General features: G+C 74.3%; 23 protein-coding genes. 10 read left to right on the plus strand and 13 right to left on the minus strand.

Going from position 1 to position 21953, the window contains the following annotated elements:
* Positions 1–159: 159 nt before the first annotated feature.
* The 3 genes from CS0771_RS19870 to CS0771_RS19880 form a co-directional block, all read right to left on the minus strand.
* Positions 160–2892 (minus strand): AAA family ATPase, encoded by a 2733-nt coding sequence (locus CS0771_RS19870; RefSeq protein ID WP_244870902.1) that lies wholly within the window; start codon positions 2890–2892, stop codon positions 160–162.
* Between the two features lie 201 nt (positions 2893–3093).
* The gene (locus CS0771_RS19875) at positions 3094–6447 is read right to left on the minus strand and encodes a hypothetical protein (protein ID WP_212842373.1); all 3354 of its coding nucleotides are present in this window, start codon (positions 6445–6447) and stop codon (positions 3094–3096) included.
* A 111-nt stretch (positions 6448–6558) separates the two neighbouring features.
* The gene (locus CS0771_RS19880) at positions 6559–6705 is read right to left on the minus strand and encodes a hypothetical protein (protein ID WP_212842374.1); all 147 of its coding nucleotides are present in this window, start codon (positions 6703–6705) and stop codon (positions 6559–6561) included.
* Between the two features lie 225 nt (positions 6706–6930).
* On the opposite strand from CS0771_RS19880, the gene CS0771_RS19885 reads away from it, so the two are divergent.
* Positions 6931–7356, plus strand: a complete 426-nt coding sequence (locus tag CS0771_RS19885; protein WP_212842375.1) for a hypothetical protein — start codon at positions 6931–6933, stop codon at positions 7354–7356.
* 16 nt (positions 7357–7372) lie between these two features.
* Positions 7373–7945, plus strand: a complete 573-nt coding sequence (locus CS0771_RS19890) for a hypothetical protein (protein ID WP_212842376.1) — start codon at positions 7373–7375, stop codon at positions 7943–7945.
* A 21-nt stretch (positions 7946–7966) separates the two neighbouring features.
* Here CS0771_RS19890 and CS0771_RS19895 read toward each other — a convergent pair whose 3' ends face one another.
* From CS0771_RS19895 to CS0771_RS19920, 6 genes are all read right to left on the minus strand, one after another.
* Positions 7967–8887 (minus strand): serine hydrolase, encoded by a 921-nt coding sequence (locus tag CS0771_RS19895; RefSeq protein ID WP_212842377.1) that lies wholly within the window; start codon positions 8885–8887, stop codon positions 7967–7969.
* Between the two features lie 160 nt (positions 8888–9047).
* Positions 9048–9455 carry an STAS domain-containing protein gene (locus tag CS0771_RS19900; protein WP_212842378.1) on the minus strand — a complete coding sequence of 136 codons (408 nt, stop codon included), beginning with the start codon at positions 9453–9455 and terminating at the stop codon, positions 9048–9050.
* A gap of 42 nt (positions 9456–9497) precedes the next feature.
* The gene (locus CS0771_RS19905; RefSeq protein ID WP_244870903.1) at positions 9498–10868 is read right to left on the minus strand and encodes a DEAD/DEAH box helicase; all 1371 of its coding nucleotides are present in this window, start codon (positions 10866–10868) and stop codon (positions 9498–9500) included.
* 157 nt (positions 10869–11025) lie between these two features.
* Positions 11026–11229: a cold-shock protein gene (locus CS0771_RS19910; RefSeq protein ID WP_212842379.1), complete on the minus strand. Its 204-nt coding sequence runs from the start codon at positions 11227–11229 to the stop codon at positions 11026–11028.
* Positions 11230–11442: 213 nt separating this feature from the next.
* Positions 11443–11817: an RNA polymerase-binding protein RbpA gene (locus CS0771_RS19915; RefSeq protein ID WP_212842380.1), complete on the minus strand. Its 375-nt coding sequence runs from the start codon at positions 11815–11817 to the stop codon at positions 11443–11445.
* A gap of 174 nt (positions 11818–11991) precedes the next feature.
* Positions 11992–13038 (minus strand): PHP domain-containing protein, encoded by a 1047-nt coding sequence (locus tag CS0771_RS19920; RefSeq protein ID WP_212842381.1) that lies wholly within the window; start codon positions 13036–13038, stop codon positions 11992–11994.
* A 171-nt stretch (positions 13039–13209) separates the two neighbouring features.
* Between CS0771_RS19920 and CS0771_RS19925 the strand changes: the two genes are divergently transcribed.
* The 5 genes from CS0771_RS19925 to CS0771_RS19945 all read left to right on the plus strand — a co-directional run bounded on the left by CS0771_RS19925 (position 13210) and on the right by CS0771_RS19945 (position 15754).
* Positions 13210–13737, plus strand: coding sequence for a hypothetical protein (locus tag CS0771_RS19925; RefSeq protein WP_212842382.1), 528 nt, complete (start codon positions 13210–13212; stop codon positions 13735–13737).
* A gap of 34 nt (positions 13738–13771) precedes the next feature.
* Complete coding sequence (locus CS0771_RS19930) at positions 13772–14440, plus strand: UdgX family uracil-DNA binding protein (protein WP_212842383.1); 669 nt, start codon at positions 13772–13774, stop codon at positions 14438–14440.
* Between the two features lie 113 nt (positions 14441–14553).
* On the plus strand, positions 14554–14697 hold the full coding sequence (locus tag CS0771_RS19935; protein WP_203688747.1) for a GPGG-motif small membrane protein: 144 nt from the start codon (positions 14554–14556) through the stop codon (positions 14695–14697).
* An 87-nt stretch (positions 14698–14784) separates the two neighbouring features.
* Positions 14785–15213: a CBS domain-containing protein gene (locus CS0771_RS19940; RefSeq protein WP_244870904.1), complete on the plus strand. Its 429-nt coding sequence runs from the start codon at positions 14785–14787 to the stop codon at positions 15211–15213.
* A 22-nt stretch (positions 15214–15235) separates the two neighbouring features.
* Positions 15236–15754 carry a pyridoxamine 5'-phosphate oxidase family protein gene (locus CS0771_RS19945; RefSeq protein WP_212842384.1) on the plus strand — a complete coding sequence of 173 codons (519 nt, stop codon included), beginning with the start codon at positions 15236–15238 and terminating at the stop codon, positions 15752–15754.
* A gap of 93 nt (positions 15755–15847) precedes the next feature.
* On the opposite strand, the gene CS0771_RS19950 is transcribed toward CS0771_RS19945, so the two are convergent.
* Genes CS0771_RS19950 through CS0771_RS19960 form a run of 3 tightly spaced genes read right to left on the minus strand, consistent with a single transcriptional unit; the run spans position 15848 to position 19020 of the window.
* Complete coding sequence (locus tag CS0771_RS19950) at positions 15848–17050, minus strand: hypothetical protein (protein ID WP_212842385.1); 1203 nt, start codon at positions 17048–17050, stop codon at positions 15848–15850.
* A 42-nt stretch (positions 17051–17092) separates the two neighbouring features.
* Positions 17093–18640 (minus strand): hypothetical protein, encoded by a 1548-nt coding sequence (locus CS0771_RS19955; protein WP_212842386.1) that lies wholly within the window; start codon positions 18638–18640, stop codon positions 17093–17095.
* The gene (locus CS0771_RS19960) at positions 18637–19020 is read right to left on the minus strand and encodes an RDD family protein (protein ID WP_212842387.1); all 384 of its coding nucleotides are present in this window, start codon (positions 19018–19020) and stop codon (positions 18637–18639) included. The genes CS0771_RS19955 and CS0771_RS19960 overlap by 4 nt, the downstream gene beginning before the upstream one ends.
* A 45-nt stretch (positions 19021–19065) precedes the next feature.
* Here CS0771_RS19960 and CS0771_RS19965 point away from each other — a divergent pair, with 45 nt between their 5' ends.
* The 3 genes from CS0771_RS19965 to CS0771_RS19975 all read left to right on the plus strand — a co-directional run bounded on the left by CS0771_RS19965 (position 19066) and on the right by CS0771_RS19975 (position 21221).
* A complete protein-coding gene (locus tag CS0771_RS19965; protein WP_212842388.1) occupies positions 19066–20418 on the plus strand; it encodes a flavin monoamine oxidase family protein in 1353 nt (450 codons plus the stop codon).
* A gap of 150 nt (positions 20419–20568) precedes the next feature.
* Positions 20569–20835 (plus strand): hypothetical protein, encoded by a 267-nt coding sequence (locus CS0771_RS19970; protein WP_212842389.1) that lies wholly within the window; start codon positions 20569–20571, stop codon positions 20833–20835.
* Positions 20832–21221: a hypothetical protein gene (locus tag CS0771_RS19975; protein ID WP_212842390.1), complete on the plus strand. Its 390-nt coding sequence runs from the start codon at positions 20832–20834 to the stop codon at positions 21219–21221. Before CS0771_RS19970 ends, CS0771_RS19975 begins: the two co-directional genes overlap by 4 nt.
* A 149-nt stretch (positions 21222–21370) precedes the next feature.
* On the opposite strand, the gene CS0771_RS19980 is transcribed toward CS0771_RS19975, so the two are convergent.
* Positions 21371–21892 (minus strand): hypothetical protein, encoded by a 522-nt coding sequence (locus tag CS0771_RS19980; protein ID WP_212842391.1) that lies wholly within the window; start codon positions 21890–21892, stop codon positions 21371–21373.
* Between the last annotated feature and the right edge of the window lie 61 nt (positions 21893–21953).

The following is a 21953-nucleotide window of genomic DNA, read 5'->3' on the forward strand; positions in this document are numbered from 1 at the left end:
TTGCTGAGGGGTCCTCCGACCTTCTTTCCCGAACCGCGACCCCGTACTGGCCGGGAGCCGCCATGATCATCCGACTTGCCTGGCACTCGGGCGTATCTTGACCGCGCATTCGCCCATGTGCCAGGCAACTTGCCCGATCTTGGGGCGGGGCGCGGGTGGTCAGTGGGTGAGGGCGGTGGTTACCTCGGTGCGGGAGGTGACGCCTAGTTTGCGGAGGATGCTGGAGACGTGGACGGCCGCGGTGCGGGGGGAGAAGTAGAGGCGGCGGGCCAGTTCGGCGTTGGTTAGGCCGTCGGCGACCAGGAGGGCGACCTCGCGTTCGCGGGTGGTGAGGGCGGCTACGCCGGTGACGGTGTGCCGGCTGTCGGCGGGGGTGAGGCCGAGTTGTGCCTGGAGTTGGGTGAGCTGCTCGACGCGCCAGCCCGCCCAGTGGCGTAGCAGCTCACCGGCCCGGTTCACGCGGTCGGCGGCTTCGGCGTCGCGGCCCAGGGTGAGCAGGCAGCGGGCCGCGCCGAGGTGGGCGGTGCCGTTGACGGCCGGGGCGAGCAGCGGGGTCCCCGCGACGGAACGGTAGCCGTCGAGCGCCGCGGCGGTCCGGCCGCACACCTCGGCGACCTGGGCTTCGACCAGGGTGCGCCAGTGGTCCCAGACCTGGCCGTCGAGCAGGGATTCGGACAGCTGCCGCAGCCGGGGCAGCGGCAGCCCGAGGTGCAGCGCGGCGGACAGCAGGTCGTGGGCCTGCTCGCCGCTGCGCCAGGGCTGGGCGCGCAGGCCGTCCAGCACCCGGTCCAGCAGCGTGTCGGCGGTGGCGAGGTCGCCGTCGCGGCAGGCCAGGTGGAAGCCGATGCCGTGCAGCACCATCGGATCCACCTTCTCGATCCCGCCGAGGTCGACGAGCAGGCCGCGGGCCCGGTCCAGCGCGCCGGACTCCAGGCACAGCCCGGCCAGGAACACCGCGTGGTAGTCGGCGCGGCGGCCCGAGTAGTGGTAGCCGCGGTCGCGGGCGCGGCCGTCGTCGAGCGCGCCGATCGCCGCGCGCAGGTCGCCCTCGCGCATGGCCAGCCGGGCCCGGCCCTGGTAGTACGCGGCCACGGCCAGCGACTCGAACCCGGCCCGCTCCGCGTCGCGGCGCATCCGCTCCAGCAGCTCGGCCTGCTCGGTGAGCGAGGAGGTCTGCGGCATGTGCAACAGGCGGTTGAGCGCGCGGGCGGCCAGCACCCACTCGCCGCGCCGCTCCGCCTCGGCGACCAGTCCGGACAGGATCGCCCGGCCCTCGACGGCGCGCTCGGAGTAGCCGGTGAGCACGGTGCCCTTCTCGACCAGCGCGGCCAGCCGGATCTGCGGGAGATCGAACTCGGCGGCCAGCGCGAGCGCCCGGTCGGCCCAGACCAGCGACTCGTCGTCGTAGTCGCGCAGCATCGCCGACTGGGCCACCGCGGTCATCGCCCGCGCCTGGTCCGCGCCGGGCGGCAGCTCGGCGATGAGCTGCTCGAGGTCGGCGGTGACCCGCTCCAGCCAGGGCAGGTCGTCGGCCTCCCAGGACAGCCGGATCAGCAGGTAGAGCGCGTCGGCCCGGTCGGCGGGGCCGTCGGCCAGGTCGCGCCAGCGCCGGGCGTACCCGGCGGCGTCGTCGAGCAGGCCGGCCAGCCACGCGGCGCGCGCCGCCGCGGACAGCAGCACCAGGTCGTCCGGCTCCTCGGCCATGCCCATCTCGGCCAGCTGGAGCGCCTGGTACGCCGAGCCGATGGCCAGGTACTCCAGCGCACCGCGGCGGGCCGCGGAGACCATGTCGGCGTACCGCCCGGCGGCCTGCGCGTGGTGGGCGACCAGCGCCGGATCGGCTTCGCCGCCGCGCTGCAGCGCCTCCAGGGCGCTCTCGTGCAGGCGGCGGCGCTGGCGGCCCAGCATCTGCCCGGTGATGGCCTCGCGCACCAGGGCGTGCCGGAAGCTGAACTCGTCCTCGCCGGTCTCCACCAGCACGCCGCGCACCACCAGGTCGCGCAGCACACCGATCAGCTCGTCCTCACCCGCCCCGGTCACCGTCGCGAGCAGGTCGAACGGGGCCCGGCGGCCGAGCACCGCGGCGGCCTCGACGACCCGCTGCGCCGCCGGGTCGAGGCTGGCCACCTGGCGCCGCAGCACCTCGGCCAGGCTCCACGGCAGCGGCTTCTCGACCAGCGACTCCAGGTCGCCGGGCGCGCACGAGCCGAGCAGCTCCTCCAGGAAGAACGGGTTGCCGCCGGTGCGGTGAAAGAGCGCGGCGGCGGTGCGGTAGGGCACCGGGCGGCCGGTGGCGGTGGCCAGCAGCGCCGCGGTCTCCGACTCGGTGAGCCGCTCCAGCCGCAGATGTGTCACCGCGTGGCGGCGCTCCATGCGCTCCAGCAGCGAGGCCAGCGGGTGGCGGTTGCTCACCTCGTCCGGCCGGTAGGTGCCGACGAGCAGGCGCGGGCCGTCGGTGTCGGCCAGGCGCTCGAACAGGGCCGCGCTCTCCGAGTCGGCCCAGTGCAGGTCCTCGAACACGATGACCGTCGGCGCCTCGCCGGACAGCTCCGCGACCAGGGACAGCCCGCTGTGCAGCCGCTCGACCGGGCTCAGCTGCGGATCGGTCAGCGCGGTCAGGCGGCCGGCGGGCACGTCCACGCCGTCGACCGCGTCGAGCAGCAGCTCGTACGGCCGGGCCAGGGAGTCGGGCTCGGCCTGGCCGACCAGCGCCACGGCCTGCTCGGGCAGGGTCGCCAGCAGCTCGCGGACCAGGCGGGTCTTGCCGATGCCGGGCTCGCCGCCGACGAACACCACCGCCGGACGGCGGGCCGCCACGAGCTGGGTCAGCTGGCGCAGCTCACGGTCGCGCCCGATCATCGCCGAGCTGACCCCACCACGCTGACTACCCACGGGCGACAGCGTACCGGCGGGTACGGACAGGTCCGCCAGGCGTTTTCCGCCCGCCGGCTGTGTGCTCGGCCTCATCCGCGCCACAGGCCAGCCGTCACCGGGCGGGTTCTTCGTCGTCGGGGGGCGAACGCAGTCGCGGGCCACAACTTCTGGGTTGTACCTACAACCCAGAAGTTGTGGCCCGCGCGCGGACGATGCCCGTCAGCCCGCCGCGAGCACGAGGGCGTACGCGGCCTCGCGTACATCGGGGTCGGCGTGTCTGCGCAGCTGCCGCACCAGCTCACGCCAGGGTTGCGGCCACTGGTCGGAGGCGCCGCGTGCCGCGAGCACGACAGCGAACTGCCCGGCTGCGGGCTCCGGCCGGGCGGCCAGTGCGGTGGCGGCGGCCAGCGTGGCTTCGGGGGACCAGGCGGCCCGGCGTTTGACGAGGACCTTCAGCCGGGGCAGCAGGCGTGCGGCGGCACCGGGGCGGTGCGCCAGGTGCACCGCGAGTTCGGTCAGCACCGGGCGCAGGCGGTCGTCGGAGCCCACCGCCGACTGCAGTGACAGGTGCGCGCCACTGTCCACGTGGTCCTCGTGCCGTAGCAGGACGGCGCCCAGCTCGGCCTGCAGTGCCGTCTCGGTCGGCTCCGGCGGGTTGAGCCGGCTGACGGTGTACGCGCCCACCAGGTGTTCGAGGCGGCGGCGGGCCGGCCGGTCGGCCTCGGGGTCGCGGTCGTCATCGGCCAGGTCCAGCTCGATCAGCCGGGACAGGACACGGTGCAGGAGGTCCTGGTGCTCGCCGCGCAGGGTCAGCGTCGCCAGGGCGGCCGCCACGCTGCGCCACACCTGCCGGTCGGCCAGGTCGGTGAGGCGGGTGTATGCGGCGTCGCCGGTCAGGGCGGCCGCACCGTCCCAGTCCGGCAGCGCGCGCCAGGCCGCGTCGGCGATGACGGGATCGGTGCTGTCGCAGCAGGCGGCGACGAGCGCGCCGTAGCGGTCACGGTCGGCCGTCGCGACCGTCTCCGGAGCGGCGGCCAGCAGCGCCAGCGCGTCCTCCCGGGTGCCGTGCACCGCCCCGGCCAGGATCTCCCAGGACTGCGGCCACTCGGGGTGCTGCCGGGCGGCCGACACGATCGCGGTGCGTACGTCCCGGTGCAGGCCGTCGCGCTGCCACTGGGCCAGCAGCAGGCCACCCGCGTCCGGCACGGCGAACCGGGCCGCCAGCCGCAGGATCTCCTTCTGGCTGGTCACCTTGGCGCCGTCGAGCGCGGCCGCCAGCACGGGGCGCAGCTCGCTGGGGCGCAGGTGGGCGGCGGCACGGGTGGCGGCGTAGACCGCGACACGGGCCCGGTCGCCGGCGGCGTGCGCGAGCAGGGTGGGCAGGGCGTCACCGGGCCGGTCCGTCCACACCAGCGCGTGCAGCGCGGCCTCGGCCAGCACGACCTCGGGCGCTCCGAGGTAGGCCGCCACCAGGTCCCGGCCCGCGCCCGGCACGTCGGCCGCGGCGCGGATCGCGGCGGCGCGGCGGTGTTCGTTCGCGCCCGTGTCGGCGGCGACCCCGGCCAGCAGATCGAGGTAGCGGCGCTGCTGGCGGGGCAGCCAGCGGCGCGCCCCGTGCGCGTGCCGCGGCAGCCAGCGCGTGCCCGCGGACAGGAACATGCCGGTGGGCGCCGTCTCGCCGAGGACGGTGTCGAGCAGGTCGGTGCGCTGGCCCGCGAGGCAGTCCCACACCTGCGGCAGGTCGACGGTGGAGGGGTCCCACGCGAGGACCTCGGCGACCCGCTCGCCCCGGGTGGCGGGATCGGCCAGCCACAGCTGCACGGCCTGCCGGACGACGGAGCCGACGTTGCCCCGGTTGATCGCGCACTGCAGCATCTCCTGCAGCTCGGGCAGCCGCCAGGCGCGCTCGTCCAGGCCGTCGGCCACGGCGAACAGCGGCCCGTACCGGCCGCGCGTCACCGCCGCGGTGACCCAGTCCCGCACCGCGGCGAAGAAGTCCTTCTCCTGGCCGCGCCGCAGCTGCCGACCCAGCCCGTACAGGCTGGGCAGCCGGTCGTCGCCGAACAGGTGGGACAGCGTGCGCAGCGCCCAACCGGCCAGCTCTGGCGTGGCGCTGCGCTGCTGCAGCACGCGGACGGCGAGCCGCTTGAGCGCGTCGCGTGTCCCGGCGGTGCTGTCCCTGGCGTGCGTCTCGTCGCGGACGAGCTGGTCGAGCAGCTCGGCCGTGCCGGGCTCCAGCAGCCGCGGGTTGACCTGGGCCAGCTGGTCCAAAGCCTCATGACGCACCGGGAGCTGGTCGTTGCGCAGCCTGCCCAGCAGCGTGAGCGCTTCGGTGACGACGGCGGCGTCACGGCTGCGGGCCGCGCACGCGACCAGCCGCCGGTACGCGTACCCCCGGTCGGCTGCGGACGGTCGGCGGACCCAGGTGAGCAGCTCCGCCTTGGCCTCGGCCCACGGCAGGAACGCGTGGTAGCCGAGGATGAGGTGCTCGTCGGTGCGTACGGTGGCCAGGCCGAGCATGCGCCGGGCCTCGGCCGCCCGCCGCGCGTGCGGGAGCAGCTCCAGCACCTCGTCCGGCACGATCACGAACTCGCGCGAGGTGCCCTCGTACGCGGCGTCGAACAGCGCCTCGCGGTCGCGCGGGGCACGGGCGGCCAGCAGCGGAGCCAGGCCCGCGCCGTCGCCGTGGCCGCGCCGGATGCGGGCCAGCCCGGCGAGCTCGGCGGTGCCGAGCGCGGCCAGCCGCCGCCACAGGCCGGAGGGCAGCACCGCGCCGCCGGTGCGCTCGGCCCGGCCGGGCGCGGTGAGCAGCCGCAAGACCCGCCGCGGGTCGGCCGCGGCCAGGGCGTGGTAGTGGCGGTAAGGTCCGGGCAGCCCGCTCACCGGGGCGTATGCCTCGAGCAGGTCGAGTGCACGCGCGGGCAGCTCGGCCGCGGCGGCCCAGAAGCCGGTGCAGATCCGCCCGTGGTTGGGCGGCAGCCACCACTGCTCGTGCGGCGGCAGGGTCCGGGCCAGCTGCCGCTCGACCTCGTCCAGCACGACGCCGGGGTGCCGTTTGGCGAGCACGGCCCAGCTGCCGATCGCGTGCGTCAGCTCCGGCAGCAGCCGGGCGACCGTCTCCGCGTCGCAGTCGCCCAGCAGGCCGGCGGCCTCGGCGTCGCCGTAGCGCTCGCGTACCCGGTCGATGATGCCGCTGACCGGACCCGACAGCCGCGCCTTGCGCACGGCGCGGTAGGCGGTGCGGCGCAGCCGGGCGGGCGCGTCGGCGAGCAAGCCCCACAACTCGTCCGCGGTGACGGGATGGCTGCGCAGCCAGCCGCCCAGGGCGATGCTCTGCAGCTCGGGGTCGGGGTCGGCCAGCGCGGCGACGACGGCGTCGCGGTGACCGGCGACGGTCGCGAAGAACAGCCACATTTCACGGTGGAACGTGTCACCCGTGCGGAGCTCGGCCAGCAGCGCATCGAGCGCGGGCGTCCCGGCCAGTTCCCGCGCCCGGCGCGCCAGCAGGCGCAGCCGCTCGGGGCGAGCAAGCGGGTCGATCTCGTGCAGCAGGGCGGTGCTCAGTCCGGGCATCGGGACATTGTGCCGTCCGGGTGCCGCGCGAGGGCACCGGGTTTCGCAGCGGGCGGGGATACGAACAGGCCCGGGGCCGTGTGACGGCTCCCGGGCCTGTGCCGGTGGGGTTCACCGCGCGTTGCGGTCGTGCGCCTGGCGGCGCTTGCGGCCGTGGCGGTGCAGCCTCGCGGCCACCCGCTCCTTCTCGGCCTCGTCCAGGAGCTCGCGGTGGTGCAGCTTCGCGAGATCGAAGTACAGCTCGGGCGATCCGAACATCTCAGACTCCTCAGTCCGTCGTGCTTGTCTTTCCGACATGACCAATAGTCGTCTCCCGGCGGGCCCGATCCATCCGCAGCGATGGCGTATCTTGCCTGGCCGCGCGCTACCTAGAGGGGTGCGTAGGGCCGTCTAGTCATACGTAGGACGCCGGTCACCCGCGCCGGGTCCGTCCGGTCCGGACGGTGTCGTACCAGGCGGTTAGGGTCGGGCGATCTTCGAGGCGTGGAGGCGACGATGCGGGTGGAGGTGCGTAGCCGGGTCCCGGGCGGGGAACGGCTGCCGGACGTGCTGATCGAGCTGGCGCGGGAGCGGACGACGGTGCGCGAGCTGATCCGGGCCGCGGTCGCCGAGCAGGTCCGCGCCTGGCGCGGGGACCACTCTCGCTGCCGGGCGCTGCTGGACCGGCAGTACCTCACCGACGCCGAGGTCCGCGCACAGGCCGCTACGGGCGTGGTGCGCCTGCCCGGCCGCGCCGAGGTGGACCCCGATCCGGACGCCGAGGTCGCCCGCGCCTGGCGGGCGTTCGAGGCGGGCGCGTTCGCCCTGTTCGTGAACGGTGTCCAGGCCGACGCCCTGGACGAGGAGATCGTGCTGCAAACAGGTGAGCCGGTGGTGTTCGTGCGGCTCACCGCATTGGTCGGGGGCTGAGGTGCTGCACCATCCGGTGCCGGAGCAGTATCGCGAGGCGTTCGAGCAGGAGCGGGCCGCGCTGCTGGCCAGGGTCGAGGAGGTCCGCGCGGCGCTGCGCGCCGGTGATCGCGGGCGGCTGCTGGGCGGGCTCGCCGCGGCGGGCGGGCTGGACGAGGCACTGGTCGAGGAGGCGTTCGCCAAGGACCGGTTCCTGGGCAACGAGCTGTTCGGCGACGCGTCGAGATACGGCGGGCCCGCGCAGGCGCCCTCGCCGTATGCGGCAATGGTGCGGCCGTACGCGCAGGAGGTGCTGTGGCGGCTCAGCGCTGCGGCGCTGCGGGACGACGAGCTGCCGCAGTTCCGGCCGCACGGGCTGCGGTTCGCGCTGCGCGGGCTGGACTGGGCGGGCGAGGCGGCCACGGGCGAGCGATTCGGCGCCGCCGCGCTGACCCCGGACGAGCTGGCGGCGTACGTCGCCCACCTGGACGGGCAGCCGGAGGAGGTGCGGCAGCGCGCGTTCCGGCTGCGCCGCGCGGCGGGCGACGCATACGCCTGCAAGGAAGGGCACCTTCTTAACGCTTTCCGTAGAGGAAGGTGCCCTTCTTAACCCCTCACTGGTCCGGGCTGCTCAGGCGAGGGCCGTCGCCAGCAGCGGTCCGAGGTCGGCGGCGCCGGTCGCCTCGGAGTCGCTCAGCACCACGATGCGTACGTCCCGCTCCGGCACCCACGCCAGGAACGAGCGGAATCCCGCGTTGCCGCCGTCGTGGTGAAACCACGGCGTCCCGCCGACCGTGCCGGTGAACAGGCCGTAGCCGTACCCGGCGGCGTCCGGCCCGCCGCCGGTCGGCGTGTGCGCGGTGTGCATCAGCCGGCGGTGCCGCTCGTCGAGCAGCTGCCCGGAGCCCAGCGCGTCCACCCAGCGCAGCAGGTCGCCGGTGGTGGACCAGAGGTCGCCCGCGCCCATCGCCACGACGTCGAGCTCGTACGGCGGCGCCGGCTCGCCCCTCGCGTCGCGGCCCACGGCGAGGTCCGCGCGGTCGCCGGGCTCCCCGGCGAACGTGTCCGCCATACCGAGCGGCGTGAAGATCATCTCAGCCAGCGCCTGCTGGTACGCCATCCCGGCGGCCTCGGCCACCACGTGCGCCAGCAGCACGAACCCGGGGCTGCTGTAGTGGAAGCGGGCGCCCGGCGCGAACAACGGCGGCACCTCGTGGAACGACGCGAGCAGCTCATCGGGCTCGACCCGGCGGTGGAGGTCGATCAGCGGGTACTCGTCCCAGTGCCCCAGCCCGGACGAGTTGCTCAGCAGGTGGTGCCGGGTGATGCCGCGCCAGGCCCGAGGGCAGCCGCCGAGCCGATGTCCGATCGGGTCGTCCAGGGCCAGCGCTCCACGCTGCGCCAGCAGCAGCACGGCCGCCGCCGTGAACTGCTTGCTCACCGAGGCGATCTGATAGCGGGTCCGGGCCGTGGTGCCGGCGGCGACGGTCTCGGCCAGCACCGTGCCGCCGCGCTGGAGCAGCGTCGCGCCGGGGATCTGTGCTGGGGGCATGTCACCGACCCTAGATCACCGCGCCGCGCCGCAGGCACCGTCACGTGCGCGTCCCGGGCCGGGGTCGGCGGCGTGGCACGGGACGAGGAAGAGTTAGGAAGGGCACCTTCTTATACACATAACGATAAGAAGGTGCCCTTCCTTTACCCTCACCCGGGCGTCAGGGACGTGCGGGCTGTGGCCGTCCTGACGGAGGCCGGCGGCGATGGTGGGTGCGGCAGGCGGGGGCCGAGGTCCGCGCCTGCGCGGCGGCGGACCCCGTGAGCAGGTGCTCCACTCCGCACAAACCGATGGTGGCGGTGACCGCCCGGGACGGGTTGACGATGGCGAAGGGGAGGCGGTGCTCGGCCGCCTCGCGGCGGCAGCCGATGACCGCGGCGATCCCGGCGGCGTCGATGAACGTCACCGCGGACATGTCCATGGACAGGCTCGCCGCGTCGCGGGTGCGCAGCACCGCCGTGGTCACCCTGCCGAGCAGGTACGCGGTCGCCATGTCGACCTCGCCCGCGACGAGCAGGCACAGCTCGCCCGCCCGGGTGCGCAGACGGATCCGCAGGTCGTCAGACATGACGCCACCACCCGGGGAACGCCGCCCGCGGCGTCGGCGGGTTCACCGTGCTCTCCGGCCGCGGCGGCGGCCACGGGCGGCCGGCGGTGCCTGCTCGGGTGTCGCGGGCACCGGCGCGGGCAGCACGGCGGGGATCCCGGAGGGCGTACGCGCCCCGGTGATGCGCGTCAGCTCGTGATCGTGCGGGCCCACCGCCGTCGTGCGCGCTTTGACGCCGGCGGCGGCCAGCAGGCGGGAGGTGGCGCGGCGCTCGTCGCCGGACACCAGGGTGACGACCGTGCCGCTGCGCCCGGCGCGGGCGGTGCGGCCGCCGCGGTGCAGGTAGTCCTTGGCGTCGTTGGGCGGGTCGTAGTTCACGACCAGGTCCAGGTCGTCGATGTGGATGCCCCGGGCCGCCAGGTCGGTGGCGATCAGCGCGTTGACCGCACCGGACCGGAACTGTTCGAGGATGCGGGTGCGCTGCGGCTGGGTCTTGCCGCCGTGCAGCGCGGCCGCGGTGACCCCGCTGGCCAGCAGGCGCTTGGCGACCCGGTCCGCGCGGTGCTGCGTCTTGACGAACATGATGACGCGGCCGTCGCGGGCGCCGATGCGCGCCGTGGCGGCGTCCTTGTCGGCGGCCTCGATGTGCAGCAGGTGGTGGTCCATGGTGGCCACCGCGCCGGCAGGCGGGTCGACCGAGTGCCGGGCCGGCTCGGTCAGGAACCGGCGGATCAGCCGGTCGACGTCGCCGTCCAGCGTGGCGGAGAACAGCATGCGCTGCCCGCCCGGCGGGGTCGCGATCAGCAGCGAGGTCACCTGGGGCAGGAAGCCCATGTCGGCCATCTGGTCGGCCTCGTCCAGCACCGTGACGGCGATCTCGTCGAGCCGGCAGTCGCCGCGTTCGAGCAGGTCGTTGAGGCGGCCGGGAGTGGCGATGACGATCTCGGCGCCGTTGCGCAGCTGGTCGCTCTGGCGGCCCAGCGACAGGCCGCCGACCACGGTGACGGTGCGCAGGCCGAGCGCCTTCGCGTACGGGGCCAGTGCGGTGCTGACCTGCGCGGCCAGCTCCCGGGTGGGCACGAGCACCAGGGCCAGCGGGCGGCGTGCGGTGGCACGGCGGCCGGCCAGCCGGGTCAGCATCGGCAGCCCGAACGCCAGCGTCTTGCCCGAGCCGGTGCGCGCCCCGCCGAGCACGTCCCGGCCGGCGACGGCGTCGGGTATGGTGCGGGCCTGGATCGGCGACGGCACGGTGAGCCGCTGCGCCGCCAGGACGCCCAGCAGCGCCGGGTGCAGGGGCAGCTCGGCGAAGCCGCGCGCGTCCGGCTGGGCAGCCGCCTGCTCGGTGACGGCGGGGGCCGCGCCGGTCGTCGTCGCGGGGGAAACCTGCGGTGGACGCCTGCGCCGGCGTGCCCGGTGGGGTGCTGCTGTGCTCAAACTGGAGCCTTTCGCGGTAGGTAGGCCAGGCGACGGCGCACGACCCGGGAGAGCCGGCCGCCGGCGATCTGGGACGGCCGGACGCCGGGCCCGGCTCCGTGAGGTGACTCGCGGAACCGGGCTACGGCGTCCGGGCCGCGCCGGCGGGTGGCCGGGGTCAGACGAGGCGTACGGCCTCAGCCTGCGGGCCCTTCGGCCCCTGCACGATGTCGAATTCCACGCGCTCGTTCTCCCGCAGCTCGCGGAAGCCGTCGAGCTGGATGACCGAGTGGTGCACGAAGACGTCGGCGCTGCCGCCGTCGACGGAGATGAAGCCGAAACCCTTGTCGGCGTTGAACCATTTCACGGTGCCGGTGGCCATGTCGTTCTCCTTGATACAGGGGGTCCCGCGTGCGTCGCGAGGCCCCGATGGGCCGTCTCGAGCAGCGGCAACCGCGGTAATCCGGAAGGAGAACCCGACCCCGGGATAGATGATCCAGGGGAGGTGGAAGAACCACAAACAAGAAACTGTCTCCCCACCATACACGCCGGTGGCCGCCGTCCCGGCCGTCCGGACGCGGCCGGGTGCGGGGCGTCACCCGTCGCGGTGGGCTCGGCGGGAGCCGGGTTCGGCGCGGCCGCGCCGCTCGCGCACCACGGCCAGCCGCTCGTCGAGCAGGACCTCGAGCTCGTCGAGCGAGCGCCGCTCCAGGAGCATGTCCCAGTGGGTACGCCGGGCCCGACCGTGCTGCTGCGGGTCCGCGGGCGCGTCGACGCGCCGCGCGGGGTTGCCGTCGAAGCTGCAGTCCCAGGTGGTCGGCGGCTCGACGTCGCCGGCGAAGGTCACCTCGAAGAGGTGTCCATGGGCACAGCTGAACTCGCAGATCTGCCTAGGGGCGAGTTCGATCCCCCGCACCGGCACATAGCTGTTGGCTCCCAGCCGCGTTCCCCGCAGCATCCGGTCTGCCATGGATGGACTCCTCACGTTGCATCGGTGTCGATGTCGGTGACGCGACGACGCGAACAACGCGAGTTCCACGTGACCCTGGGTGACTTCCAGCAGTCCAGCCTTCGGGTGCTGCCGACACCCTACCCCGGAAACCTGGGGCGCAGGTCTTTCGCGGACCCGGAGCGCGGACGATGATCAGCCGCGGTCGCGGCGGGTCCAGGCCAGCAGGCGGTCGGTGGGCCAGGTGTTGACCACTCGGTCCACTGGCACGCCGCAGCGCGCGGCCCTCTCACAACCGAAGCGCAGCCAGTCGAGCTGCGTGCTGAAATGCGCGTCCGAGTCGATCGCGAAGAGGCACCCGGCCTCCACCGCGAGCCGGAGCAGCCGTTTGGGCGGGTCGAGCCGGTCCGGCCGGGAGTTGATCTCCACGGCGACGCCCCGGGCGGCACACGCGGCGAACACGGCCACCGCGTCGAACTCGCTCTCCGGCCGGGACTGTGTGCCCGTGTCACCGGCCGCGCGGCGGACCAGGCGCCCGGTGCAGTGGCCCAGGATGTCGATGTGCGGGTCGGCGACCGCCGCAAGCATGCGGGCCGTCATCTCGTCGGCGGGGGAGCGCAGCCTGCTGTGCACGCTGGCGACCACGACGTCGAGGCGGCCGAGCAACTCCGGTGTCTGGTCCAGCGACCCGTCGTCGAGTATGTCCACCTCGATGCCGCTGAGCAGCCGGAACCCGTCGCCGTAGCCGGCGTTGAGCCGCTCGACCTCGATCAGCTGCTGTGCGAGGCGCTCGGCGGACAGGCCGCGGGCGATGGTGAGCCGGGGGGAGTGGTCGGTGAGCACCAGGTATTCCCGGCCCAGGGCGCGGGCGGCGTCGGCCATGCCGGCGATGCTCTCGGTGCCGTCGGACCAGTCCGAGTGGCTGTGGCAGTCGCCACGGAGGGCGGCGTGCAGCTCCTCGGTCGCCTCGTCCAGCGGCCGGTCCGCGGTGGCCAGCAGCCGCCGCAGGTAGACCGGCTCCTCCCCGGCCAGCGACTCGGCGACGCAGCGAGCCGTCACGTCGCCCAGGCCGGGCAGCTTGGCCAGGGTGCCCTCGGCGGCGCGGGCGGCCAGCTCGGCCCGGCCGGTGGCCGCCACGGTCTGGGCGGCCCGCCGGAACGCCTTGATCCGGTAGCCGGCCTCGCCGGCCCGCTCCAGCTCGACGGCGATGGCCAGCAGGTCCTCGGCGGGGTCGCGATCCACCTCTGCTGCATACCACAGGTATCGGGCATGTCACATTCTGCGGCGGGGCCGCGCGTACCCATCGAAGATCGCGGACCGGCCGGGGCGGATTCGCGGCTAAGCTTGCGGATCCTCGCCGGACCCGGCGGGGCAGGCCGCGACGACGCGGCCGCGCCACCCTGAGAGGTTGTCGTGACCGCAGGCCTCGCCCCCGTCATCGCCGCCACCACGCACTGGCTCGCCCGCGCCTACCCGTCCGACGGCGGCCCGGCGCAGGCCGCCCGCGTGCTCGCGCAGGCCCGCCAGGCCGCGACCCTGGCCGCGTGGCTGCGCTACCCGACCGAGACGGACGCCGGCCTGCTGTCGATGCTCGGCCCCGGCGGCACCGCCGGGCTGGACCGGGCCGTGCGCGCCGACGAGTACGACGGCGACCGCGAGAGCGAGCGGGTCTGGCGCGGCTGGGTCGACGAGGTCGTCGCCAGCTGGGCCGCCTGCCTGCTGTCGGACGCGCGCCTGACCGCCGACGCGCTGACCGCGGTGGCGGATTGCGAGCACGCCGCCGGGGGCGCCCACGACTTCGCCCGGCTGGTCGAGCCGGACGCCGAGGACCGGCGCGCGGCCGCGCTGCTGCGCCATCCGGACCTCGTCGCGCCGGTGGCGAACCTGCACCGCGCGCTGCTGATCGAGCGGCTGCGGCTGGATCCGGTCGAGGTCGCCTGATTCCCGCCCGGCCCGGCTGGGTACGCGTCCCCTCATGGCTGTGCAGACGGAGCGGGGCGCGCAGGCGTTCGTGCCGGCGGACCCGGGGTCGATCGAGCGGTTGCGGGCGGCCGCCGCGCACTGCCGGGGCTGCCACCTCTACCGCGACGCCACCCAGACGGTGTTCGGGGCGGGGCCGGAGCACGCCCGGGTGGTGCTGATCGGCGAGCAGCCCGGCGACGTCGAGGATCGGCGCGGGGCGCCGTTCGTCGGGCCCGCCGGCGGGCTGCTGGACCGGGCGATCACGGAGGCGGGCCTGGACCGCGCCGAGGCGTACGTGACGAACGTGGTCAAGCACTTCAAGTTCAAGGCGACGGCGACCGGCAAGCGCCGGATCCACGAGAACCCCAACCGCGCCGAGATCGTGGCGTGCCTGCCCTGGCTGGCCGCCGAGCTGGGCCTGCTGCACCCGCAGGTGCTGGTGGCGCTCGGCGGCACCGCGCTCAAGGGCCTGCTCGGCCCGGCGGCGACCGTCTCCGGCTCGCGCGGAGTGCTGCTGCCGTGGCCGGCGGCGGCCCACCGGCCGGAGCTGTTCGCGGACGAGGGGGCGCGGCTGGTGGCCACCATCCACCCGTCGGCGGTGCTGCGCGCCGTCGACCGCGACGCGCTCTACGCCGGTCTGGTGGCCGATCTGCGCCTGGCCGCCTCGGCGCTGACCGGCTGACGCCGGCCCCGCGTTTGGCCGAGATCGTTCCCGGGTAACGGATAAATGGTGCGAATCGGCACCACCCTCCGTCGCGGAGCGCGGGCCGATGCACAGATCGAAGGGGGACGCACATGGCCACGCTGCTGTGGATTCTCGCGGTCGTACTCGTGATCGCGGGTATCTTCGCCCTGCTGCGCAGGGAGATCCTGTGGGGGATCGTGCTGATCGTCGTCGGCCTGCTGGTCGGCCCAGGTGGAGTCAGCATCTTCACCTGACGGCGTCCCGCTCGGCCGGATCACGTTTGGTCCGGTTCGAGCGGGGAAGACAACCATTGCACGGAAATGCCACACAAGGAGGTTGAGATGGCAACCGCGCAGATGGTACGAGACATCATGACCACCGATCCGGTGTGCATGCCCGACAGCGCCACCATCACGGAGGCGGCCGAGCAGATGAGCCGGCGCAACATCGGTGACGTGCTGGTCACCGACCGGCAGGGCAATCTGGAGGGCGTGCTCACGGACCGCGACATCGTGGTACGCGCGCTCGCCGAGCACAAGCAGCCCGACAGCACCCTGCTCCGCGACGTCGTCAGCGAGCCCGCCGTGACGATCCGCCCGGACGAGCCCGTGTCCCGGGCCGTGCAGCTCATGCGCGAGCACGCGCTGCGCCGCCTGCCCGTGACCGAGAACGGGCACGCCGTGGGCATCGTCTCCATCGGCGACCTGGCCACGGAGCGTGACCCCGACTCGGCGCTGGCCGACATCAGCCAGTCGCCGCCGAACAGGTGACCCGTCCCGGAAGGTGACCGTCATGGCAGGCGGAAGTCCGGTCGCGGTGCTCGACGCGCGCTACAGCAGCGAGGACGCGATCTCCACACCGTGGGAGCAGGCCCGCGAGCAGCTGGCCCGGGCGCAGGTGTACTGGCTGTCCACCGTGCGCCCGGACGGCCGCCCGCACGTCACCCCGGTGATCGCGGTATGGGCCGACGGGGCCGTGCACGTCTGCACCGGCCCCGGCGAACGCAAGGCGCACAACCTCGCCGAGAATCCGCACTGCGTCCTGACGACCGGTTCGAGCACCCTCGCCGAGGGCCTCGACCTGGTCGTCGAGGGCGACGCGGTGCGCGTCACCGATGAACCGTCGCTACAGCGGCTGGCCGGGATCTGGCTCGCCAAGTACGGCCAGGAGTGGCGCTTCACCGTGTCCGACGGCGCGTTCCACCACGCGGGCGGCACCGCGCTGGTGTTCCGGATCGAGCCGGCCAAGGCGTTCGGCTTCGGCAAGGGCCTGCACTTCAGCCAGACCACCTACCGCTTCGACGGCCGCTGACCGCCCTCGATCGTCCGACTTGCCAGGCAACTGGGCGAAAGCGCGTCCAAGATTCGCCCGCCTGCCAGGCAAGTCGGACGATCATGTCCGGGGTCAGTCGACGGCGTACGCGCGCAGCTGCTGCATCACGTCGGGGGCGGGCCAGCCGCCGACGCGGTAGCGGGCGGGGGTGAGCAGGGGCTCCGGGGTGAGCGGGACGAGCCGCGCGACGGCGTCCCACGGCACCCGGCCCCAGACGCCGTCCGGCCCGGCGAACGCGATGAAGTCCGCCTCCGGCAGCAGCGACTCGATGCCGTCGCCCCAGGACGCCACGGTGAACGGCGGCTCGTCCGCAGCGGCCGCCGCGAGCAGGCCGCCGACGTACACGTCGATGCCGTGCTCGGCGTACTGCGCCGACAGCCACTCGGTCTGCGAGCGGTACTGCGTCACGGTGAGCAGGACGCGGGCGCGCTGGGCGGCGGGATGCGCGGGGTGGCCGGCGGGCGGCGCGTACGGCACCACCCGGCCGCCGTCCCCGGCGATGTAGCCGACCGGCGAGATGCTGCGCGCGGCCTCGCTGAACTCGCTCTCCACGATCGTGTGCAGCGCGGTCGCCGCGCCGCCGTCGGCCGGGCACAGCAGCACCGTGTTCACGTCCGGCACGAACGCGACGACCGGCTCGCCCATCCGCTCGCTCACCCCGGCCAGCCAGCCGGGAGCCAGCAGCAGCGAGGTGAAGTAGCCGTCACCGGAGTCCACCATGCGCACCATGGCGTTGCCGTCCGGCCAGTGCTGGCGCAGCGACTGCTCGGCCAGCTCGGCGAGGTTCTGCCGGGCGGCGGCGAACACGTCGTCGGCGCTGACGCCCCACTCCTCCAGCCGGGGCGGGGTCACGTACGCCATCGACTCGGGGCGGTCGACGACCACCAGCTCCCGCAGGTGCGGCAGGGCGGTCCGGGACAGCGGCGGCACCATGCCCATCGGCCCGGCCTGCCCGAACGTGTCGGGGCGCAGCACCGGCCGGAGCCGGGTCCGCACCTCGTCCCAGCCCTCGTCGTCGTGCGGGGTCAGGATGATGCGTACGAGCTGGGTGAGGCGGGCCGCCCGATCGGCCGGCCGGGCGTCCTGGGTCTCGGCGAACACGTTCGCCAGGTAGATCCAGACCGGGCTGCCGGAGCCGTCGCGCCACGCGGCGACGGCGAACTTCTCCGCGTCGTAGGCGGCGCGCACGATGCCGGGCGCGCGGCGGGCGATCCGCAGCGCCTCGGCGGCGAACCTGTCCCGGGGCGATCCGAAGAACCTGTCCAGGAGACCCATGGCGAGCAACGTAGTCCACGGACGTCCACTGTGTGGAACCGGTCAGGTGAGATCGGCGTAGACGACCGATTCGGGGTATGCGTTCTCGCGCGGCGAACCGGAGCCGGGGGCGAGTTCGGCGGCGGTCGCGGCCAGCCCCGCCCGGTCGCCGTCCGGGCCCGCCCAGGGCGACAGCGCCAGGAACTCCGGCTTGGGGCCGGCGTAGACGGCGTACTCGGCGGGATCGGCGCCCTCGACCGCGGCGGTGCCGACGTAGCGGCGGGGCGGCTGTTGCGCACCCCGGCCCGTGATCGCGCTCTGCCCGTCGAAGACCAGGTCGAACAGGTTGCCCGTCAGCATCGGCGTGACGTTGTAGCGGAACCCGACGGTCGGGTCGGCCACCGCCCGCCAGGTCGAGCCCATCCATTCCAGGGGCTGCCAGCCGCCGCTCTGCGCCGCCGTCGCCCAGCGGCCCGGGTTCGCGTCCGCCTGGATCATCAGGTCCACGCCGAGGTGGTCCTGGCAGGCGGCGTACGACACGCGCAGGTCGGCACACGGCTCGAAGCCGTTGGGGCGCCGCCCGAACGGGTAGCCGTACTGGAACGCGGGCAGCGAGGTGGCGAAGCCGACGGTGAATCCGGCCACGTCCACGCCGCCCGCGTTGGCCAGCGCCGCCGGTCCGGTCGCCGGGCCCTCGTCCAGGCCGAGCAGGTCCAGCTCCAGCGCGGTCAGCGGCACCTTCTCGTTGCGGAACAGCAGGTTGCGCTCGAACTCGGGCGCGTCCGGGGCGACCTCGTGCGGGCCCCACAGGAACGTCGAGTTGGTCACCCGAGGTGAGGTGGCGACGTACGCGGTGCCGGTGGCGCGCCGCGCCGGGTCGGCGAACAGCGCCACCTCGGCCGGATCGCGGCTGACCCGGTAGCGGGCCTGGTTGTTGCCCGCCACCACGTACACGCCGTAGTCCCGGGCGATCTCGGAGAACGTGCGGCTGAACGCGCGCACGAACGTGTCGGTCGCGGCCAGGAAGACCTGCTTGCGCGGGTCGAGCCCGCCGAACTTCGCCTGGTATGCGGCGATCTGCGGCGCGTAGGCGACGTTGAGCTGCGCCAGCGCCCCCGCCATGCCCAGCGGGACGGCGTCGGAGGCGGCGCGGGCCGGGCCCTTCGCCTGGGCGCGCACGCCCGCGCTGCGTACCCCCAGCCCGATCGTGGGCAGGCCGATGTCCTCGGGGAACACCACCAGCGCGGGCACGCCGGGGGTGAGGTGCGGGACGACCGTGTCCTCCATCAGGCAGCGCATCGCGGTGCGCCAGGTCTCGTAGCTCTCGGCGTGGTCGAGGTTCAGGTGGTAGCCGATCGCGAACACCCGCAGCTTCGCGCCCGGCGCGGTGTGCCCGGTGACCGGCACCCGCCCCGGCGAGCGGTAGCCCGCACACTCGGCGGCCGTCGGGCGGCCCGCGCCGTCCGGTGCGCCGGTGACCGTCGAGATGAGACCCGGCACCTGGCTGGTCACCGCGACCAGCGTCCACGGCACGACGACCAGCAGCGCGAGCAGCCGCGCCAGCCGTGCGCCCCGGCCGAGCGGGCGGCTGATCCGGCGGGGCGCGGTCACGCCTGGTCCCGGATGACGGCGGTGAAGGCGAGGCGGTCCCACATCGCCTGGCGGGTGGGGGAGAGCGCGAACAGCGCCGCGATGACCAGGCCGAGGCCCAGGGTGGCCGCGCCGAACAGGCCGACCACGCCGATCGCGTACACCAGCTGGCGCAGCGCCATGGTGCGCAGGCCGGCGGGCTCGGCGGTGACCGCGTCGACCACCCGCAGGCCGAGGAGGCGCTTGGCGGGCGTGCGGCCGTGCCGCCACTCCAGGACCGACCACACGAGCCAGCCGACCACCAGGGTCGCCGCGCACAGCAGCAGTTCCAGCACGAAGCCGGCCAGCCGCCGGCCGAGTCCCGCCGGGGCGGGCGAGGAGGTGATCACGGACTCGGTCACGCGGGGGACCCTATAGCGAGAATCGCTCGCATACCATCCCCCACCATGGACGCAGACGTGATCGTCATCGGGGCCGGGGTAGCCGGGCTCGTCACCGCCGACCGGCTCGCCGCGGCGGGACGCCGGGTGCTCGTGCTGGAGGCCCGCGACCGCGTCGGTGGCCGCACGCTCACCGTGCCCGTCCCCGGCTTCCCCGGCCACGTCGTCGACCAGGGCGGCCAGTGGGCCGGACCCGGCCAGGACCTGCTCTACAAGGAACTCGCCCGGTTCGGCCTGGAGACCTACCCGCAGCAGTACGGCGGCGGCGCGGCGCTGGTCCTGTTCCGCGGCAGGGCCCGCCGCTACACCGGGCGCATCCCGAAGCTCGACCCGCTGACCCTGGCCGACGTCGGGCAGACCCAGCTGCGCTTCGACCGGCTCGCCCGCACCGTCGACCTCGCCGCGCCCTGGCGCACCCCGCGCGCCGGGGAGCTCGACGGGCAGACCTTCGAGAGCTGGCTGCGCCGTGTCTGCTGGACCGAACGCGGCCGGGACTTCTTCCGCACCGCCTGCGAGGCCGTGTTCGCGACGGTGCCCGCCAACCTGTCGCTGCTGCACGCGCTGTTCTACGCCGCCAGCGGCACCAGCCTGGAGCATCTGATCACCACGACGGGCGGTGCTCAGCAGGACCGGGTCGCCGCGGGCATGGGCACGCTCGCCGTCCGGCTCGCCGCGCAGCTCGGCGATCGGATCCGGCTGGACAGCCCGGTCCGGGCGATCACCCAGGACGCCGACGGGGTGCGGGTGCGCACCGACGACGCCGAGTTCGCGGCGTCGCGCGTGGTGGTGGCGGTGCCGCCGACGCTGGCGGGGCGGATCGCGTACCGCCCGGCCATGCCCCCGCGCCGGGACCAGCTCACCCAGCGCGTCCCGCACGGCGGGATCATCAAGTGCCACGCCGTGTACGCCGAGCCGTTCTGGCGGGCCGACGGGCTGTCCGCGGAGTGCGCGAGCGATCGCGGGCCGGTGAAGGTCGCGTTCGACGCCACGCCGCCCGGGGAGGGCTCGCCCGGCATCCTGCTGGCGTTCCTCGACGGGCCGGAGTCGCTGCGCCTGGGCGAGCTGCCGTACGAGCAGCGGCGGGAGGAGGTGCTGCGCTCGCTGGCCCGCTACGTGGGGCCGCAAGCGATGGACGCGGTCGCGTTCCTGGAGCGCGACTGGAACGCCGAGGAGTGGACCCGCGGCTGCTACGGCGCGCACCTGCCGCCGGGCGCGTGGACCCAGGTCGGCGCGGCGCTGCGCGAGCCGGTCGGCCGCCTCCACTGGGCCGGGACCGAGACCGCCGAACGCTGGTGCGGCTACATCGACGGCGCCATCTCCTCCGGCGAACGCGCCGCGGCCGAAATTCTCGCCGCGTGACTTCCGCGCCCGGCTGGCAAGATCGCGATTCCGTGTCGAAACCTCTGGTCAGACTCCACCTTCGACACGAACCAGTGATCTAGCCGAACGCGGAGCGGCGGCACGGCTGATCGGAAGATGTTGATCAGTATTACGGTGTACCGTTTCCGTATGAACAAGGAGCAGGTGGACCGGACGTCGATCAGCCTGCCCGTGGACCTCGCGGAGTACGCGCGCGCCAAGGGCAAGGGCAACACCTCGGCATACCTCGCGAGCCTGATCGAGCGGGACCGGCGGCTCGACCGGATCAAGGCGATGCTGGCCGAGCACGGCTACACCGGCGACCGGGCCGTCACGGATGTCGGTGTCGCGGCGATGCGGGAGCGGCTGAACCAGGTCCGCCGGCAGCGCGCGAACGGCAGGCAGCAGGCCGCGTGAACATCACCGTCGTGCTGGACGCGTCGGCGGTGCGCGCCTACGCCCGCCTGGAGTCGGTCTCGGTCGGTGAACTGCTCCAGACCATCGCCGAGGACGGCGACCTCGCCGGTATCCCGGCGCTCTGCCTGGTCGACCTGTGGCCCGGCCTCGCGAAGGAGGAGCAGGCCCTGGTCACCGACCTGGTGAGCCGCGACGACAGCCCGGTCGAGGTGCTGCCGCTGCACATGGACCTGGTCCCGGCCGTCGCCGCTGCGGCAGGCACCCTGGGACACGGCACCGCCCACGCCGTGGCGGCGGTCCAAGACCTTGGCGCCACCCTCGCGACCTTCCACCCGGACCACTACACCGACGCACTCGACCCCTACGACGTGCTGGCGCTGTCCTGACCGGCTCGCCTCGGCGGCCGCCGGGCGAAGATCGCTGTCTCGTGTCAAAACCTGTGGTCAGACCGCACTTTCTGACACGAACCAGCGATCTTGGGCGCGGCGCGCGGCGTGCGCGGGGCGCGGCGCGCGGGGCACGCGGGGTGGGCCGGTCAGGCCGCGGCTCGGCGGCGCTTGGCCGGTTTGGGGCGGGGGACGGGGCCGTCGGCGGGTAGGCCGAGGGCGATGCGTTCGGCGGCGGTGAGCATGCGCTTGCCGGTGATCCGGATCGGTGGCGGCGGCGGGGTATCGGGCTGCTCGGCGTCTGCCGCGTTCTTCGCAGCCTTCGCAGCCTTCGCGGCCTTGGCCGGTTTGGCGGCGGCGGCCGCGGCCTTGACCCGGTCGTTCTCCCCGGCCAGGGTGATCAGCTTGCGCACCTTCGGGACCGCGCCGAGGTTCGTCTTCGCCGCGACCGCCTCCACGGGCGTCCCGGACACCACCAGATCGGCCAGGGCACGGCCCCGTTCGCGCCGGAGCGCCTCGACGATCCCGTCGAACAGCACCTGGTGATGGGTGAGGTCCAGGTAGCGCTGCAGCGGATCGGGCTCGCTCAACGCGTACCCGCACAGGTTGCGGACCATCCCCTCGATCTCGGCGACGGAGACGGTGTAGCCCTCGGTGGTCGGGTCGGACATGGACGGCATCCCTTCACCGCACGGCTGCTGGCCCTCGTCCGGCGGCGAACGGAACTGTAGC

The organism is Catellatospora sp. IY07-71, assembly GCF_018326265.1.
GTDB lineage: Bacteria > Actinomycetota > Actinomycetes > Mycobacteriales > Micromonosporaceae > Catellatospora.